This window comes from Amycolatopsis anabasis (assembly GCF_009765355.1).
Classification (GTDB): Bacteria; Actinomycetota; Actinomycetes; order Mycobacteriales; family Pseudonocardiaceae; genus Amycolatopsis; species Amycolatopsis anabasis.
The window spans coordinates 29,698-47,673 of sequence record NZ_VTHK01000042.1; the positions used below are offsets into that span (position 1 = coordinate 29,698).

Sequence of the window (17,976 nt, forward strand, 5' to 3'; positions counted from 1 at the left end):
AGGGGAACTCGGCGTGTCTGCCGAGCCTACGCCCGAAAAGCTTGCCCAGCCCAGGTCAGGCGCCGTTCCGGCCGCCGTCGAGGTAGGCCAGCAGCGCGAGCACGCGCTTGTTGTCGTCGTTCAGCGGCGGGAGCCCGAGCTTGGCGAAGATGTTCGCGATCTGCTGGGTGACCGCGCTGGCCGAGAGGAACAGGCGCTGCGCGATCGCGGCGGCCGACCGGCCCTCGGCCAGCAGCATGAGGACCTCTCCTTCGCGCCGCGTGAGCGAGCGGAGCCGCTCGTCCGAGGCGACCTCGGCGAGCATGCCGACGACCACCTGCGGATCGATCGCGGTACCCCCGGCGGCGACCCGGCGCACCGCCTCGACGAACTGATCGTCGTTGAACACCCGGCTCCGCAGCAGGCAGCCGATCGCGCCCGCGCCATCGGCCAGCAGTTCCCCGGCGTAGCGCGGTTCGGGATGCTGGGAGAGCAGGACCAGCGGAAGGCCCGGGAGTTCCCGGCGGGCGGTCACCGCGGCCCGCAGCCCCTCGTCGTCCCCGCTCGGCGGCAGGTGCGCGTTCACCACGGCCACGCTCGGCTGGTGCTCGGCCAGCGCCGCACGCAGGTCCGGCGCGGTGCCCACGGCCGCGACCACCTCGAAACCGTAGGCGGTCAGCAGCCTGATCAGGGCGGACCTCAGCGGAGCGAGGCCCTCCGCGAGGACAACACGCACGCAGTCAATGTAGCTCCCCGGCACCACCTGAATGGTGGATTCAGCGACATCTCATCGGCGAACGACCGGTTCTAGCTGGTGATGTCCTTGCGGGCGAAGCGGCGGGCGGCGAGCAGGGTGAACGCGGTGCCGTAGAGCACCGCGGACAGCACCCCGTTGGCCATGTTCGTCCAGTCCACGTCCGTCGCGATCAGGTCCATCCACGCGAACGAGAAATGCGTGGGCAGGTAGTTCCGCAGCCCCTCCAGCGCGGTGATCTGGTCCAGGATCTGCGACAGGATCGCGGCCAGCACCGCCCCGCCGACCGCGCCGAGCGGGGCATCGGTCGACACGCTCAGCAGCAGCGCGAGCCCGGCCACCCAGGCGAGCTGGACCACGATGTAGCAGACGGCCAGCAGGATCGCCACCAGGCTGTCCGAGAACGGCACCGCGTCCCCGGTCGGGCTGATCGCGTCGCCCGATCCGTACCAGATCACCCCGGCCACGAGCGAAACCAGCGGCAGCAGCACCAGCGCGGCCGCGGACAGCAGGCCGGACACGATCGCCTTCTGCCGCAGCACCCGGTGCCGGGGCACCGGGATCGCCAGCAGGTACTTCAGGCTCGACCAGGACGATTCGCTGGCGATGGTGTCGCCGAAGAACAGGGCGACGATCATCGGCAGCAGGAACGTGCCGGACACGAACATCGCGAGGATCACGAAGTTCGGCGCGCTCGCGGTGGCCAGGTCGACGAATCCGCCGGACCGGCGGTTGGGGCTCGCCTGCCCTATCTCGAACGCGACCACCAGGATGAACGGCAGCAGTGCCACGAAACCGAGCAGGAGCTGGGTGCGGCGGCGGCGCAGTTGCCGCCGCAGCTCCACGCCCAGGCGCAGCGTCCGGCCCGCGCGGTAGCCCGCGACGGCGCCGTCCGCGCCGACCTCGGTGGTCTCGTGCTCGGCCGCCTCGGTCAGCTCGTCCAGTGCCGCCGGATCGGTGTGCACACCGTGGTCGATCGCGGCGTTGTCCCGCTGGTCCGCTTTGCTCATGCGCGCCCTCCGCTGACGCTCCGGGTGGCATTCGCCAGAAGCGCTGTGTTGAATGATTCGCTCGCAAGCTCGCTCATGCGCTTGAGTCCTCCCCGACCAGCTGCAGGAACGCGTCCTCCAGCCGGCGTCGTGGCCCGGCCTGTTCCACCGAGATCCCGGCCCGCACGAGCGCGGCGACCGCCTCGGCTCGCGGCAGCCCGTCCAGATCGGCGTGCACGAGGTTGCCTTCGACGTCCACATCGGACACTCCGCCGACCGCGCGGAGCGCCTCGGCCGCGGCTTCCGGCTGGTCCACCCGGAAGGTGGCCTCGCCCCCGGCCGCCACGATGTCGGTCACCTCGCCCGCGGCCACCAGCGTGCCGCGGTGCATGACCACGACGTGCGTGCAGGTCTGCTCGACCTCGGCCAGCAGGTGACTGGACACCACCACGGTCCGCCCGGTCGCGGCGTACCGCTGCAGCACCTCGCGCATCTGGTGGATCTGCGGCGGGTCCAGCCCGTTGGTTGGTTCGTCGAGCACGAGCAGCTCCGGCAGGCCGAGCATGGCCTGGGCGATCGCCAGCCGCTGCCGCATGCCCTGGCTGTAGGTGCGCACCTTGCGCCGCACCGCGTCGCCGAGCCCGGCGATCTCCAGCGCCTCGGCGAAATGGGCCTTGTCCACCGGTCGCCCGGTGGTGTCCCAGTAGAGCCGCAGATTCGCCTCACCGGACAGGTGCGGCAGGAAACCGGAACCCTCCACAAAGGACCCGATCCGGGACAGCACCGGCGCGCCCGGGGTGATCCGGTGACCGAACACCCGGATATCGCCCGCGGTCGGCGTGATCAGGCCCATCAGCATGCGCAGGGTGGTGGTCTTCCCGGCCCCGTTCGGCCCGAGCAGGCCGAGCACCTGCCCGGGTTCGACCCGGAACGACAGCCGGTTCACCGCGGTGAGCCCGCCCGGGTACGCCTTGGTCAGGTCCTCGATCACCAGCGGGACCTCGGCGAGTTCCGGGTCGACCTGGTGCGACCGCCGCCGGCGCAGCGCGGCGAACACCGCGACCAGCGCCGCCACCGCCAGCGCGCCGAGCACCCCGAGCACCTGGGCGACCGGCCAGCCGGTGCTCACCGCGGTGCCGGGGACGACCGGGGCGGCCAGCCCGCCGGTCCCGGCCAGGGAGATCCGGTAGACCGCGGCCGCGGCAGGGGTCGCGTAGGACGAGTCGGTGGTGCTGACCACCAGTTGCAGGGCATGGCCGGACTCGATCGGCCGGACCACGCCCGGCAGCGTCACGGGCACCTCTTTCGGCGTCCCGTCCGCGGGCAGCCCGGTCACCCGGATCGGGGCGATCGCGTTCGCCGGCAACGTCCGCGAGCCGTCCGGGCCGACGTCGTAGAGCTTGACGAACAACACCGCCTCGGTCGTCCCGGGCGAGGCCGCGGCGATCCGCAGCCGCACGGTCGACGAACCGGTGACGAGGAGCTGGGAATCCAGCTGCGCGGAGGTGAAACGCGCCGACTGCCCCGGCGGATCGATGCTGAACATCCCGGAGAGCCGCGACGAACCGCTCGCCAGCCCGTTCAGCCCCGGGATCCCGCTCACCGAAGCCGGATTGCCGCCGGGCGGGTTGACCACCGTCTGCTCCGGGCCGTTCAGCGCCACCGGCTTGCGGTCGGCCACCCCGGGGTAGCCGGTCGCCTCGACGGTGCGCACCGAGGGGGTGCCGGAGGCTCGGAACGAGCCCTGCACGTCGTAGGCGAAGGCGGTGCCGGGATCCTTGCCCTCGCCGGTGAGGTGGAAGGAAAGCCAGTCGGCGATCTTGCCGCGCAACGCGGGGCCGGGGCGGCCGCCGTCGTGCCCGCCGGTGTACCAGATCGTCTTGACCTTGCCGCCCGCCGCGCCGATCTGGCGTGCGGTCGCGTCGGACTGGTCGAGGCCGAACAGCGTGTCGCTCTCGCCCTGCACCAGCAGGGTCGGCGCGGTGATGTTCGCGGTCACCGACGCGGGGGAGACGCGGCGCAGCAGATCGAAGGTCCGCTGGCTCGCCCGGCCGGTGGTGGCCAATTCGGTGTAGGCCTGGCACACCTCGGCGGTGAAGCGCCCGCAGGGATCGGCCGCATTCGGTCGCGGACGGCCGGGGTCGCCCTGCGCGGGTGCGGGCGCCGCGCCGCCGCCGCGGCCGGGCGCGCCGCTCTGGCCGCTGTCGGTGGTTTCCTGACCGGGCTCGGGGGCCTCGACACCCGGGTCGCCGCCGGTGCTGGTGGGCCCGGTGCCCGCGGAGAAGAAAATGCCCGCCCACGACCGTTTGAACACCCCGTCGGCGGCGAACGCGCCCGCCGCCGGGGTGGTGCCGCCCGGATCCCCGGCCGCGTTGGGAATGAGGCCCTGCGCGAGATCGTTGTAGGTGATGATCGGCGCGATCGCGTCGACGCGTTTGTCCCGTCCGGCGAGGATCAGCGCGAGCGCGCCACCGTAGGAGGCTCCGGTCACGCCGACCTTCGGATCCCCCGAGGCGTCGGTGCGGACCTCGGGCCGTCCGGCGAGGTAGTCGATCAGCCGCTGGGCGTCGGCGACCTCGTAGTCGGGATCGTTCAACGCGATCTTGCCGGTGCTGCGGCCGAATCCGCGTGCCGAGTAGGTGAGCACCACGAACCCGCGCCCGGCGAGTTCGCGGGCGTCGGCGGCCACGCTGTTCTTGTCCCCGCCGAATCCGTGCGGGAGCAGCACCGCGGGCGCCGGGGTGCGCTCGGGGGTGTAGAGGGTCGCGTCCAGCTGAACGCGATCGGGTGAACCGGGCGCGGCCGGGACGTCGATCGTGGCTTCGCTGGTGCGCACGGGCGGCGGTTCGTCGCCGGTGCGGGCCCACAGGACACCGCCGCCGGCCAGCACGACGATCACCAGGATCAGCGTGAGGAACCGGCTGCCGCGGGTTCGGGGGAACGGGATGCGGGACACAGCGGTAACGGTATGTGAAGTCAGCTGAGAGTGTGCTGTGGGCGGCCGCGCGACCCGAATGCCGCCGGGCACCCCGGCTCGACCGGTTGCGCGGGAGTGACATAGGTTACCCCGGCATTGTGGTGACGCGGGTGACCTTGGCTGGCGTTCCCGGCCAGGACCAGCGAAGATAGGTAGGACGTGGAGGGGAGTATTCCTTCGCGGCGGTGTCGTCAGCACGGCGGACCTGCGGGTCCCCCGGCACCGTCGGTCGGCGTTCACGCCGGCGGAAGAGACCTCCGGCTAGCTGCTATGCGCTAACCGGAGGTATGCGTACATGAATGTTCCACTGTGGTTGTGGATCGCCACCGTGGGCGGCCTGCTCGCCCTGATCGCGATCGATCTCGTGGTCGTCGACCGCAAACCACACGAGGTGACCACCGGCGAAGCCGCGCGGTGGGTCATCTTCTACATTTCCTGCGCCGTGCTCTTCGGCGCCGGAGTCTGGCTCTTCGCCGGGCACGACCCGGGAGTCGAGTTCTTCACCGGGTACATCACCGAATACTCGCTGAGCGTCGACAACCTGTTCATCTTCATGGTGATCATGGCGTCGTTCAAGGTGCCGGCGATCCACCAGCACCGGGTGCTGCTGGTCGGGATCCTGCTGGCGCTGGCCATGCGCAGCGTGTTCATCGCGGTCGGCGCGGCCCTCATCTCCCAGTTCGTCTGGGTGTTCTTCGTCTTCGGCGGCATTCTCGTGTGGACCGCCATCAGCATGCTGCGCGGCAACGACGAGCACGAGGAGTACCACGAGAACGCGGTCACCCGGTGGGTGCGCAAGATCTTCCCGGTCACCGACGACTACCACGGGCACAAGTCGTTCGTGAAGCGGAACGGCAAGCGGTTCATCACCCCGATGTTCGTGGTGATCGTGGCGATCGGCAGCGCGGACCTGCTGTTCGCGGTGGACTCCATCCCCGCGATCTTCGGCATCACCCAGGACGCGTTCCTGGTGTTCACCGCGAACGCCTTCGCACTGATGGGGCTGCGCCAGCTGTACTTCCTGCTCGGCGGGCTGGTGACGAAGCTGGTCTACCTGTCCTACGGGCTGGCGATCATCCTCGGCTTCATCGGCGCCAAGCTCTTCCTGCACGCGCTGCACGAGTACGGCGTGGCGCCGGACTGGCTGGACATCAACAACTGGATGTCGCTGGGCGTCATCGTGCTGGTCCTGACGATCACCACGATCGCCAGCCTGCTCAAGGCCAAGCGGGATCCCGAAGCCGTCGAGGGCAAGGGGCTCGACCTGAAGCCCGAGGCCCCCGAGGAGAAGAAGGCGGGGGAGGAAGCCCCTTTCGCGACGGGTAAGCCCGCCGAAGTTTGGGACCATTGACGGGTCCTTAGAAAGGCTAACAATCGGGTACCGTCGGGGGCGTGCGTCCTTCCGACATCGAACTCCTGACGGTTCCCGGCCCTCCGGCCCTGCGCGGCGACCTGCTGCTGGCCGGTGTGACCCGGCCGGATCCGGTGCGCAACACCTATCGCGGCGGGCTTCGCCGGATCGGCCTGGACGGGGCCGAGGCGCCGTGGACCTACGGCGAACGGGACCGCGCACCGGCGATCTCGCCGGACGGCCGCTGGGTCGCCTTCCTGCGCGCGACCGGTGACTCCGCTCCGCAGCTGCACGTCATGCCGGCCACCGGCGGCGACGCGAAGCGGCTGACCGCGTTGCCGCTCGGGGTGGACGCGCCGGTGTGGGCGCCGGATTCCCGGCGGATCGCGTTCACCGCGCGCGTGCCCGAACCCGGCCGGTACGGCACCCCGGACGCCGACGGCCGGACGGTCGGGGCCGACGAGGAGCCGCCCCGGCGGATCACCCGGCTCGATTACCGGGTCGACGACCTCGGGTTCCTGGCCGACCGCCCGCAGCGCCTGTTCGCGTTCGACGCGGTGGCTGCGCTGGCGGAGGCCGAACCGCCGGAACTCACCCCGCTGACCGACGACCGGACCGATGTCGAGCATCCGGCGTGGACCCCGGACGGCGAGCGGATCATCGTGGTGGCCCCGCGCGACTGGGGGGTGGAGGAGACCGAGCACCGCGACCTGTACGCGATCCCGGCCGCCGGTGGCGAGCCCGTTCTGCTCGTGCGCACCCACGGCAACGCGGCCAAACCGGTCGTCACCGCCGACGGCGTCCTCCACTACCTGGGCGCGGAGTTCACCGGGTTCCACATCGAGGCGCGCAACACCGGCCTGTGGTCCGCGGTGCTGCCCGGGGACGGTGGCCCGGCCCGGCCGGTCCGGCTGACCGAAGCCGAGTCGGTGGACTGCGATCCGGCCGCCGGGAAGCCGGTGCCCTTCGGCGGCGAAGTGCTCGTCGCGGTGCGCCACCGCGGCGCCGTCGAACTGCGGGCGGTGCCCCGGAACGCGGACACCGCGACGCTGGACGAACTCCGGCTCGTCGCCGGAAGGCGGGGTGCGATCCGGTCCTTCGCCGCGGATGGCGAGACGATCGTCGCCGTGCTCGCCACCCCGGAGACCGCGGGCGAGGTCGTGCTGATCGCGGACGGCGAGGAGCGGGTGCTCACCGACTATTCGGCGCCGCTGCGGGCCAAGGGGATCCGCCCGGTCGAAGAGCTGACCACCAGTTCGGCCGACGGCTACCCGGTGCACGGGTGGGTGGTGCTGCCCGAGGGCGACGGGCCGCATCCGGTCCTGCTGCTGGTGCACGGCGGGCCGTTCGCCGCCTACGACTGGGGACTGTTCGACGAGGCCCAGATGTACGCGTCCGCCGGTTACGCGGTGGTGCTGGGCAATCCGCGGGGTTCGGCCGGGTATGGCGAGAGCCACGGCCGCGCGATCGTCCAGGCGCTGGGCACCGTGGACGTCGACGACGTGCTGGCCCTGCTGGATGCCGCCCTGGCCCGCCCGGACTTCGACACCGACCGGGTCGGCGTGATGGGTGGTTCGTACGGCGGGTTCATGACGAGCTGGCTCGCCGCGCACCACGGCGAGCGGTTCCGGGCCGCGTGGAGCGAGCGCGCGGTGAACGCGTGGGATTCGTTCGCGGGCAGTTCGGACATCGGCTGGATGTTCGCCGACAGCTACGTGGGCGACGATTCCGAGGTCCAGCGCCGGACCAGCCCGCTGAGCTACGCGGAGAAGATCGAGATCCCGTTCGCCGTGGTGCATTCGGAGCAGGACTGGCGGTGCCCGCTGGAACAGGCCCAGCGCATGTTCGTGGCCCTGCGCCGCGGCGGCACCGACGCCGAACTGCTGGTGTTCCCCGGCGAAGGGCACGAGCTGACCCGCTCCGGCCAACCCCGGCACCGGCTCCAGCGCTTCGAAGCCGTCCTGGACTGGTGGTCCCGCCGCCTCTAGTTCAGCAGGACGTAGTTCAGTTCTTCGCAGACACGGCCCAGCGGGACGTCGAGCCCGGGGTGGTCGAGCGGGAGCAAAACGTCCGGCGCCACCGGCAGCGCGGAACCGGCGGGCGGGTCCCACAGGCACAGCGCGGGGTCACCGGAGTCCATCGACGAGCGGTACCAGAGGCCGTCCAGGTCCCCGAACGCCGCCCGGATCGCGCGTGCCCAGGCCTGGGTGATCTTCTTCGGCCCGCTGGAGATCTCCTGCGACGCGCCGACCCGGGTCGGCCACAGCCCGGACAGGTCGAGCAGCCGCAGGGTCCGGGTCGGCCGGACCACGACCAGCCGGGGGCCGCGCGTGCGCCGGTCGACGGTCGACGTCGTCTGGTACACCTCGGCGATGCTCGTCCGCACGGACAGCCCGAAGTAAAGAACGCCGTTCGTAGGGTCGGTGACGGGTTTGCCGCCTCGTGCCGGGCGCTGCTGGTCGAAGCGGCCGTGCGGAAGAGGGCCGCTGTAGCGGAACGAATTCCACTGCTGCGGGTGGTTGCCGTGCGCGGTGAAAATCCGCACCAGCCTGGTCGCGGGGTGCACCGCGACGATGTCCTCGGTGCGGTGCAGCTCGTTGACCAGGACGGCGCGCGCTGGCGGCAGGGGAAGCCGTGCCATTCGTCGCGTCTACCTGTTTCTCGTGATCTTGGGTGCTACCTGGAGCAGACTATGCCGGTGTACCCAACGTAGCCGCCAGCCCCGCGACGATTTCCGGGTCACCCCCGGCGAGCAGCCACTGCCGCGGCGTGGCCGGTTTGCCGTTGATGACCAGGTCGGGCTGGGGGGTGCTCATGAAGGCCGCGACCACCAGCGCGGGCTGGTCCGCGGGCACCGCGGACAAGACCACTTCCAGTCCCGGAAGCACACCGGAGCCGGTGAACTGCCAGACCGGCAGCCGCCAGCCGCCCTGGTCCTTCCAGCCGGTGAGCCGGGATTCGGACAGCTTGTGCCGGATGCGGCTGGGGTCCACGCCGAGCGTCCGCGCGGCGTCGGCGACGGTGAGCGCGGAATCGGCGAGTACCGCGTGCGCGGCGACCGTCCTGGCCCGCGAATCCGGCTCGCTCTCCACCCGCGGCGTGAGGTCGAGGCCCACGTCGGCGAGTGCGGCGCGCTGGTCGGGGGAGAAGTAGTGCGAAGGATCCGGATTAGGCGGGGAGAGTTTCCGGGCCGCGTCCTCGACGAGGGTGAGGAATTCCGTGGCGTCGACCCTCAGCCCCGCCTTGGCGAGTACGTTCTCCAGCGCTGGTGACATGCACCTACAGTAGCTCGTGTGTGCGGGTTCGTGCGGTCTTATCCTCAACTTGTGGGTTAATTCACCAAAGATCGACACGCATCGCACATAATCAAACACTCGCTGTAGACGACTGCCGGTCAGTCTGCCCCCTGCGGGGGACGTTGTCCAGGCCGTTGGGTGGTTTCAATGCTGATTAATCGTGACCTTCTCGGTCATATCGCAGAAGGCCGCGTGACGCACCTGTTCCGCCGCTGGCGGCGCCCGACGGTCAAGGCGGGCGGCACCTTGCGCACCGCGATCGGGGCGTTACGCATCGACGCGGTGGACCGGGTGGACGAGGCCGCGATCTCGGACGACGAGGCGCGCCGGGCGGGGCACGCGTCGGCGGACGCGCTCCGGCGCGAACTGGCCCGCCGCGACGCCGGTGCGGTCTACCGGATCGAGGTTTCGCTCGCGGGCCCGGATCCGCGGATCGCGTTGCGCGAGCGGGTCGCCGAAGGCGCGGATCTGGCCGAACTGCGGGCGGCGCTGGCCCGGCTGGACCGGGCGAGCGGGCGGGGCCCGTGGACCGGGGCGGTCCTGCGCGCACTGGCCGATCGGCCGGGGGTGCGCGCGGCCGATCTGGCCGCCGAGTTCGAGCTTCCCGTCCAGGCGTTCAAAGTCAACGTGCGCAAGCTGAAGGAACTCGGTCTGACCGAGAGTCTGGAAGTCGGGTATCGGCTGTCCCCACGTGGCAGAGGACTGTTACGCAGTGACGCTTGACACGTCTCGCGGGTCAATCTAGCTTCGTCGGGTAATCGATTTCTCGGTGGCACTGCGCAGTGGGGACCGGTGCAGATGGAAGACGAGCACGGCGCGCTGGTCGACATGGTTGGCGTCGGCAAGTCCTACGGCGGCGTGCAGGCCGTGCGAGGCGTCGACTTCACCGTGCGAACCGGCGAGGTGCACGCACTGCTCGGCGAGAACGGCGCCGGGAAGTCCACCCTGATGAAGGTGCTCTCCGGCGAGGTTTCCGGCTACCGGGGCGACATCCGGATCGCGGGGACGCCGGTGCGCTTCACCAGTCCGGCCGACGCCCAGCGGGCCGGGATCGCGATGATCCACCAGGAGCTGGACCTCGTTCCGGCGCTGTCGATCGCCGAGAACGTGTTCCTCGGCCGGGAACCGAAGACCAGGCTCGGCACGGTCGACCGGCGCCGGATGGTCCGCGAGACGCAGCGGTTGCTGACCCGCACCGGGGTCGAGCTGGACGCGCGGCGACCGGTCGAGCTGTTGCGGACCGGCGAGCAGCAACTGGTGACCATCGCCAAGGCGCTCTCGTTCGACGCCCGGATCCTGATCATGGACGAACCGACGTCCGCGCTGTCCTCGCACGAGGTCGAGCAGTTGTTCGGGGTGATCGCCGAGTTGCGCCGGTCCGGGGCCGGGATCGTCTACATCTCCCACCGCATGGAGGAGATCGGCCGGGTCGCGGACCGTGCCACGGTGCTGCGCAACGGTTCCGTGGTCGCGGAGTTCGACGCGCGCGCGATGACCGCCGCGCAGGCTTCCGAGGCCATGGTCGGGCGCCCGCTGAACCTGATGTTCCGCGCGGAGAGCGGCACCACCGCGGAACCGGACGGCGAGGACCTGCTCCGGGTCGAGGACCTCGTGGTGCGGCTGCGGCGCCCGCGGCCCGGGCGACGGGATCCGGCCGGGCTGAGCCTCCGGGTGCGCAAGGGCGAGATCGTGGGCCTCGCCGGTCTGCTCGGCGCCGGGCGGACCGAACTGCTGGAAACCCTGTACGGCGTCGGCTCCAAGGGCTCCTGGAGCGGGCGGGTCCTGTTGAACGGCAAGCCGATCCGGCCCCGTGGCCCCCGGCACGCGTTGCGGCTGGGGATCGCGTTCGTGCCCGAGGACCGCCGGATCGCGGGGCTGGCGCTGGAGCACTCCGTGCTGGCCAACACCGTCTTGTCCATTGTGGACAGAATTGCCCGGCTGGGGGCGGTGTCGCGGGCGGCTGAGCGCCGTGCCACCCGCGAGACGACCGAACGGCTCGGCGTGAAGCTCGCGTCGATCACCAGTCCGGTCGGCTCGCTGTCCGGCGGCAACCAGCAGAAGATCGTGCTGGGCCGCAACCTGCTGACCGAACCGTCGCTGCTGCTGCTCGACGAGCCGACCCGGGGCGTGGACGTCGGCGCCAAGGCCGAGATCTACCGGCTGCTCGGCGAGATCGCGGGGCGCGGGGTCGGCGTGCTGCTCGCGTCCTCGGAACCGGCCGAGCTGATCGGGGTGTGCGATCGGGTGATCGTGTTGAGGGATGGGAAGAACGTGCGTGAACTGAGCACCGGGGAGGTCGGCGAGGCGGACCTGCTCGCGGCCTCGATGGGCGAGGCGGCGGCTCTCGAAGAGCTGGCGGTGGGGGAGGCGTCATGACCGAAGACACCCGCGTCGCGCCCGAACCCGCGCCGCTGGATCCCAATCTGGAACGTTCCCGCGGCGCGGATTTCGTGGAGACGTTGTTCAAGTTCCAGAGCCTGTTCGGGCTCGTTCTGGTCTTCATCGCCGCGGTGGTGTTCTCGCCGAGCAAGAACGGCGAACTGGTGTTCGTCGACTCGGGGAACCTGTTCAACGTGGTGCGGTCGATCTCCGAGATCGGCATCCTCGCGGTCGGGATGACGCTGGTGATCCTGATCGGCGGCATCGACCTCTCGGTCGGCTCGGTGCTCGGGCTGGCCAGCGTCGGCGCGGCGATGTTGCTGGTGGAGAACGACTTCAGCGCGTTCACCGCGGTGCTGATCGTGCTCGTCATCGGCCTGGCCTTCGGGTTGCTGCAGGGGGTGGCGATCGCGAAGTTCGGGATCCAGGCCTTCATCGTCACGCTGGCCGGGATGCAGATCGCCCGGGGCCTGGCCCGGATCTGGTCCGGCGGGCAGGGTATCTCGATCACCTACGGGGATGCTCCCGGGCAGGCGCCGGTGGTGTTCTCACTCCTCGGCGAGCGCACGTTCAACGGCCTGGTGCCGATCCCCGCCCTGATCTTCATCGTGGTCGCCGCGCTCGCGATCGCGTTGCTGCGGATGAGCGCGTTCTCCCGGCACGTCTACGCGATCGGCGGAAACGAGAAGGCCGCGCGGCTGTCCGGGGTGCCGGTGACCCGGGTGAAGATCATCGTGTTCGGCATCTGCGGCCTGCTCGCCGCGCTCGCCGGGATCGTGCACGCGGGGCAGCTCAACTTCGGCGGCCCGAACGACGGTTCGATGTACGAACTGGACGCGATCGCGGCGGTCGTCATCGGTGGCACCAGCCTGATGGGCGGGCGCGGTTCGGTGGTCGGCACCGTGGCCGGGGCCTTGCTCGTCGGCGTGCTGCGCAACATCCTGGCCCTCAACAACATCGACTCGAACATCCAGCTGCTGATCATCGGTTTGGTGATCGTGCTCGCCGCGGGGTTGCAGCGACTTCGCCCGGCTTCGGCCGGTTCGTGAAAGGAAAGGATTGCCATGACAACGAAGTCACGTCGCGGTACCCGGGTCACCGCGCTGGCCGCCTGCGCGCTGCTCGCCGTTTCGGCGTGCGGCACGACCAGTGAGAACTCCCAGCCGGGCGGGCAGGCCGGGCAGCAGAAGGAGTGCAAGGGCGCGGGGGGCAAGTACACGATCGGGATGAGCCAGGCGAACGTGGCCGAGCCCTACCGCGAGCGGATGGACGACGACATCCGCAAGGCCGCGGCGGCGGTGCCGCAGTTCACCGTCAACTTCGCCGACGCCGCGCAGGACAACTCGAAACAGGTCGAGCAGGTGGACAACTTCCTCACCCAGCAGATCGACCTGCTGATCATCAGCCCGAACGAGGCGACCCCGCTCACCGCGCCGGTCAAGCGCGCGATCGAGAAGGGCGTTCCGGTGCTGGTGCTCGACCGCAAGGTGGACGGCGAGGCGTACACGTCGTTCATCGGCGCGGACAACGTCGACATCGGCCGCCAGGCGGGCCGGTACTTCGCCGAGAAGCTGTTCCCGAACGGCGGCAAGATCGCCGAGATCCGCGGGCTCGCCGGTTCGACACCGGCGAAGGAGCGCGGCGACGGCTTCCGGGACGGGATCAAGGGCAAGAACATCGACATCGTGGCGACCGCGGACGGGGACTGGCTGCGGGACCGGGGCCAGCAGCAGGCGGACGCGATCCTCAAGGCGCACCCGGACATCCAGGCCATCTACTCGCACAACGACCCGATGGGCGAGGGCGCGCGGATCGCGGCGCAGAACGCGGGCAAGAACGACCTGCCGATCACCGGCATCGACGGCCTGCCGATCGAATCCGGCGGCCTCAAGGCGGTGGAAGCCGGGCGGCTGTCGGCGACGCTGCTCTACCCGACCGGTGGCAAGGAGGCGATCGAGGCGGCGAAGAAGATCCTCGTGGACTGCCAGCAGGTGCCGAAGCAGCAGACGCTGCCGACGAAACTGGTCACCAAGGAGAACGCGGCCCAGGTCTACGCCGAACTCAACCGCGGGTAGGGCCTCGCGGTTGGCGGAAAGTGCTGCCACTTTCGATCAGCGAGGGCACGAAAGTGGCGGCACTTTCCCGTGCGCTCCCGGGCGTGGAACTCACCTACCGAAATGGGGAACTCGGTAGACCGGAACGGGGAACTCGCACGTCCGAAACGGGGGGACTCGCGCCAGCGGGGTCAGGGGGTGCGCTGGGTGCTGCCGCGGGCGATGAGGCGGGCGCCGAGGGTGCGGGTGGTGACCTCGCGGGTGTTGTCGCTGATCCGGTCCAGCAGCAGGCGGGCGGCCACGGTGCCGAGTTCGTAGGCGGGCTGCGCGACGACGGTCAGCGGCGGGTTGATCAGCGTCGCCCACGGCACGTCGTCGAACGCGACCACGCCGACATCGGCGCCCAGCCGGAGGTTCCGGGAACCGAGGGCTTCCAGGACGCCGATCGCCATCGCGCTGTTGGCCACCAGCAGGGCGTCCGGCGGTTCCGGTTCGTCCAGCAGCTCGAGCGCGGCCTGTTTCGCGCCGGTCGCCCGGTATTCGGCGCGGCGGACGAGTTCGGCATCCCGTTCCGCGCCGACCGCGTGCAGGGCGTCCCGGTACCCGGCGAGCCGGTCGTCGGCGGTGCGGACCCCGGCCGGACCGGTCACGCAGCCGATCCGCCGGTAGCCGGCGGCGAGCAGGTGTTCGGTGGCCTCGTACGCGGCGAGCCGGGTGTCCACCAGCACCTGATCGGATTCCGCGCCGACGAGCGGGCGGTCGACCGCGACCACCGGGGTGCCGCGCTGGCGCAGCACCTCCACCTTGGTTTCGGCCCCGGTGGGCGAGAGCACCACCCCCGCCACCCGTTCCTGCACGGCGACGTCGAGATAGCGGCCTTCCTTCTCGGCGTTCTCGTCGGAGTTGCACAGCACCACCGAGTAACCCCGGGTCTGGGCGACGTCCTCGACCCCGCGGGCGATCGCGGTGAAGAACGGGTTCTCCACGTCCGAGATGATGAGCGCCAGCACCGCGGTCTCCTGCCGCCGCAGGCTGCGGGCCAGGCCGTTGGGGTGGTAGCCGAGCTCGGTCGCGGCCTGCTGCACCCGGGCCGCCAGTTCGGGGTCCACAGTGGACTTCCCGTTCAACGCTCGCGACACGGTGGCCGTCGAGACACCGGCCCGTGCCGCCACGTCACTGATGGTCGCCACCGCGACCTCCCCTCTTCCCGGGCCAGTACCGGCACCTATTGACAGTGCCCACCGTGCAGAATAGCGTCTTGAGTAAACGATTACCCGACCCAGGAGGATCCGTGGCCCGCATCGGCGTGATCAGTATTTCCGATGGCCGCGACCATGTGCACGCGCGCAACGCGGAGTTCATCCGGTCCAAACAGGACGGCCTGGTGAACACCCTGCGGTCGGCGGGGCACGAGGTCGTCGTGGGTGCGGACGCGGTGGCGACCAACGCCCTGGCCACGTCGGTTTCGCGCCAGGTGGCGGCGGCCGACGTGGACGTGACGATCTTCTACTACGCGGTCTGGAGCTTCCCGCACTTCACCATGCTCGCCGCGGACGCCACCCGTAGCCCGATCATCCTGGTGGCCAGCACGGATCCGACCGAGCCCGGCCTGGTGGGCATGCTCGCCGCGGGCGGCGCGCTGGACCAGATCGGCCGCACGCACACCCGGCTCTGGGGCGCGCCGGACGACGCGGAGCTGGCCGCGAAGGTCGGCGTGCACGCGCGGGCCGCGGCGGCGGTGGCCTCGTTGCGCGGTTCGACGTTCGGCCGGTTCGGCGGCCGCCCGATGGGGATGAACACCGCGGTCGCCAACACCGACCAATGGATGCGGCAGTTCGGCGTCGACGTCGAGGAGATCGACCAGTACGAACTCGTGCTGCGCGCGGAGCGGGCCGACGCGACGGAGGCGGCCAAGGCCCGGGAGTGGATCGAGTCGCACGCCGCCGGGGTGCACTACGACGGCAAGAAGCTCACCCCGGAACTGCTGGAGCGGCAGATCCGGTCGTACCTGGCCATCCGGGACATCATCGCGGAGCGGAACCTGGACTTCTCCGGGATCAAGGGGCAGCCCGAGCTGACCGAGCACTTCGCGACCATGGACGTCACCGAGGCGTTCCTGAACGATCCCTACGACTGGAACGGCCCGAAGGACGTCCACGTCACCGCCACCGAGGCGGATATGGACGGCGCGCTGACCATGCAGCTGTTCCACAAGATCTCCGGCGATCCGGTGCTCTTCGCCGACGTCCGCCACTACCACGCCGGCCGCGACATCTGGGACCTGTGCAATTCCGGGCAGCACGCCACCTGGTACGCGGCCCGCAGCGACGACCCGGCGGAGAACCTGGCGAAGGTGAACTTCTACCCGGAAGTGTTCTTCTTCCCCGCCGGTGGCGCCTCGGTCCAGCACATCGCCGCGCCGGGGCAGATGACGCTGGGCCGGTTGACCCGCGAGGCGGGGGAGTACCGGCTGCAGCTGATGCTCGGCGAATTCGAAAGCTACGACGAGGCCACGAACAACGAGCTGGTCCAGCAGTCCACCCCGGAGTGGCCGCACGCGTTCGCCCGCCTCGACGCGCCCGGCGAGCTGTTCCTGTCGAAGTTCGGCGCGAACCACATCCACGCGATCCCGGGTGACCGGCGCGCGGAGCTGCGCGCGGTCGCGGACTTGCTCGGCGTGCGGCTCGACGAGTGGTCGCGTGGCTGATCTGCTGCTGGGCATCGACATCGGGACCTCGAGTTCCAAGGGGGTCCTGGTCGATCCGGACGGAACGATCGTGGCCCGTGCCAGCCGGGCCCACGAGACGTCGTACCCGCATCCGGGCTGGGTGGAGCACGACGCGGAAACCGTGTGGTGGCAGGACTTCCTGGCGCTCACCCGGGAACTGGTGCCGGCCGCCGAGGGGCGGCGGATCGCCGGGCTCGCGGTGTCCGGGATCGGTCCGGTGCTGCTGCCGGCGGACGCGGACGGGCGTCCGTTGCGCCCCGCGATCCTCTACGGCGTGGACACCCGCGCGGCCCGCGAGATCGCCGAGCTGAACGGGGAACTGGGCGCGGAGTCCATTGTGGAGCGCGGGGGCACGCCGCTGTCCTCGCAGGCGGTCGGCCCGAAGTGGCGCTGGCTGGCCCGCCACGAACCCGAGGTATACCAACGCACGAGCCTGTTCCTGATGGCCAGTTCGTACCTGGTGCACCGGCTGACCGGCGAGTACGTGCTGGACCACCATTCGGCGAGCCAGTGCGACCCGATGTACGACCTGCGCGCCGCCGATTGGGCGGCCGACTGGGCGGAACTGGTCGCCCCGGGGATCGCGCTGCCCCGCCTGGCCTGGCCGACCGAGGTGGTCGGCACGGTCACCGCCCGGGCGGCGGCGGAAACCGGCCTGCCGCAAGGACTTCCGGTCACCGCGGGCACGGTCGACGCGTGGGCCGAGGCGGCCAGCGTGGGCGTCACCGATCCCGGCGACACCATGGTGATGTACGGGACGACGATGTTCCTGATCCAGGTGCTCGCCGATCCGCGGCCGCATCCGGGGCTGTGGACCACCCGCGGCGCTTTCCCCGGCACCTACTCGCTCGCCGCCGGGATGGCCACCTCGGGCGCGATCACCGACTGGCTGCGCAAACTCGTCGGCCGGGACTTCACCGAACTGGTCGCCGATGCGGCCAAGGCCCCGGCGGGCAGCCGCGGCCTGTTGCTGCTGCCGTACTTCGCGGGCGAACGCACCCCGTTGTTCGATCCGGACGCCCGCGGCGTCATCGCCGGGCTCACCACGGGCCACGGGGTGGGGGAGCTGTACCGGGCGGCGCTGGAAGGAATCGCCTACGGGGTGCGGCACAACCTGGAGGCGATGAGCGCTTCCGGTGGTGCCGCGCGCCGGTTGGTCGCGGTGGGCGGGGGCACCCAGGGCGGCCTGTGGACGCAGATCGTGAGCGATGTGACCGGGGCCGAGCAGCAGGTCCCGGCGGAGACGATCGGCGCCGCGCTCGGCGACGCCCTGCTCGCCGGGGTGGCGACCGGGCTGGAACCCGATGTCGCGGCCTGGAACCCGGTCGCCACGACGGTCCGGCCGGATCCCGAACGAACCCCGTTGTACGACGAGTTCTACGCGCGGTACCGGGAACTCTATCCGTCCACTGTGGACGTGGCGCACTTCCTGGCCGAGCAGCAGCGGGCGGCGGACCAGGCGGGGTGAG

General features: G+C 70.7%; 14 protein-coding genes. 8 read left to right on the plus strand and 6 right to left on the minus strand.

Annotated features, from left to right (window positions below):
* Nucleotides 1–55: 55 nt before the first annotated feature.
* The 3 genes from FXO23_RS37415 to FXO23_RS37425 all read right to left on the minus strand — a co-directional run bounded on the left by FXO23_RS37415 (nt 56) and on the right by FXO23_RS37425 (nt 4,678).
* Nucleotides 56–715: a response regulator transcription factor gene (locus FXO23_RS37415; RefSeq protein ID WP_158891228.1), complete on the minus strand. Its 660-nt coding sequence runs from the start codon at nt 713–715 to the stop codon at nt 56–58.
* Between the two features lie 71 nt (nt 716–786).
* Complete coding sequence (locus tag FXO23_RS37420) at nt 787–1,743, minus strand: ABC transporter permease (RefSeq protein ID WP_158891230.1); 957 nt, start codon at nt 1,741–1,743, stop codon at nt 787–789.
* Nucleotides 1,744–1,816: 73 nt separating this feature from the next.
* Nucleotides 1,817–4,678 carry an alpha/beta fold hydrolase gene (locus FXO23_RS37425; protein WP_158891232.1) on the minus strand — a complete coding sequence of 954 codons (2,862 nt, stop codon included), beginning with the start codon at nt 4,676–4,678 and terminating at the stop codon, nt 1,817–1,819.
* Nucleotides 4,679–4,994: 316 nt separating this feature from the next.
* Here FXO23_RS37425 and FXO23_RS37430 point away from each other — a divergent pair, with 316 nt between their 5' ends.
* Entirely contained in the window at nt 4,995–6,050 is a 1,056-nt protein-coding gene (locus FXO23_RS37430) for a TerC family protein (protein WP_158891234.1), read from the plus strand.
* A gap of 41 nt (nt 6,051–6,091) precedes the next feature.
* Nucleotides 6,092–8,038 (plus strand): S9 family peptidase, encoded by a 1,947-nt coding sequence (locus FXO23_RS37435; RefSeq protein WP_158891236.1) that lies wholly within the window; start codon nt 6,092–6,094, stop codon nt 8,036–8,038.
* Here FXO23_RS37435 and FXO23_RS37440 read toward each other — a convergent pair.
* Together FXO23_RS37440 and FXO23_RS37445 are read right to left on the minus strand one after the other, a co-directional pair.
* On the minus strand, nt 8,035–8,691 hold the full coding sequence (locus FXO23_RS37440; protein ID WP_158891238.1) for an RES family NAD+ phosphorylase: 657 nt from the start codon (nt 8,689–8,691) through the stop codon (nt 8,035–8,037). The genes FXO23_RS37435 and FXO23_RS37440 overlap by 4 nt on opposite strands.
* Nucleotides 8,692–8,740: 49 nt before the next feature.
* Complete coding sequence (locus FXO23_RS37445; protein WP_158891240.1) at nt 8,741–9,325, minus strand: DNA-binding protein; 585 nt, start codon at nt 9,323–9,325, stop codon at nt 8,741–8,743.
* A 213-nt stretch (nt 9,326–9,538) separates the two neighbouring features.
* Here FXO23_RS37445 and FXO23_RS37450 point away from each other — a divergent pair, with 213 nt between their 5' ends.
* The 4 genes from FXO23_RS37450 (at nt 9,539) to FXO23_RS37465 (ending at nt 13,800) form a co-directional block, all read left to right on the plus strand.
* A complete protein-coding gene (locus tag FXO23_RS37450) occupies nt 9,539–10,069 on the plus strand; it encodes a hypothetical protein (protein ID WP_246258254.1) in 531 nt (176 codons plus the stop codon).
* Between the two features lie 75 nt (nt 10,070–10,144).
* Entirely contained in the window at nt 10,145–11,722 is a 1,578-nt protein-coding gene (locus tag FXO23_RS37455) for a sugar ABC transporter ATP-binding protein (protein ID WP_158891244.1), read from the plus strand.
* Nucleotides 11,719–12,774, plus strand: coding sequence for an ABC transporter permease (locus FXO23_RS37460; protein WP_179956982.1), 1,056 nt, complete (start codon nt 11,719–11,721; stop codon nt 12,772–12,774). Before FXO23_RS37455 ends, FXO23_RS37460 begins: the two co-directional genes overlap by 4 nt.
* 15 nt (nt 12,775–12,789) lie before the next feature.
* Nucleotides 12,790–13,800 carry a substrate-binding domain-containing protein gene (locus tag FXO23_RS37465; protein ID WP_158891246.1) on the plus strand — a complete coding sequence of 337 codons (1,011 nt, stop codon included), beginning with the start codon at nt 12,790–12,792 and terminating at the stop codon, nt 13,798–13,800.
* 170 nt (nt 13,801–13,970) lie between these two features.
* Here FXO23_RS37465 and FXO23_RS37470 read toward each other — a convergent pair whose 3' ends face one another.
* Nucleotides 13,971–14,969, minus strand: coding sequence for a LacI family DNA-binding transcriptional regulator (locus FXO23_RS37470; RefSeq protein WP_158891248.1), 999 nt, complete (start codon nt 14,967–14,969; stop codon nt 13,971–13,973).
* 101 nt (nt 14,970–15,070) lie between these two features.
* On the opposite strand from FXO23_RS37470, the gene FXO23_RS37475 reads away from it, so the two are divergent.
* Both FXO23_RS37475 and FXO23_RS37480 read left to right on the plus strand, forming a co-directional pair.
* Nucleotides 15,071–16,486: an L-fucose/L-arabinose isomerase family protein gene (locus tag FXO23_RS37475; RefSeq protein ID WP_158891250.1), complete on the plus strand. Its 1,416-nt coding sequence runs from the start codon at nt 15,071–15,073 to the stop codon at nt 16,484–16,486.
* A complete protein-coding gene (locus FXO23_RS37480) occupies nt 16,479–17,975 on the plus strand; it encodes an FGGY-family carbohydrate kinase (protein ID WP_158891251.1) in 1,497 nt (498 codons plus the stop codon). Before FXO23_RS37475 ends, FXO23_RS37480 begins: the two co-directional genes overlap by 8 nt.
* Nucleotide 17,976 lies beyond the last annotated feature (1 nt).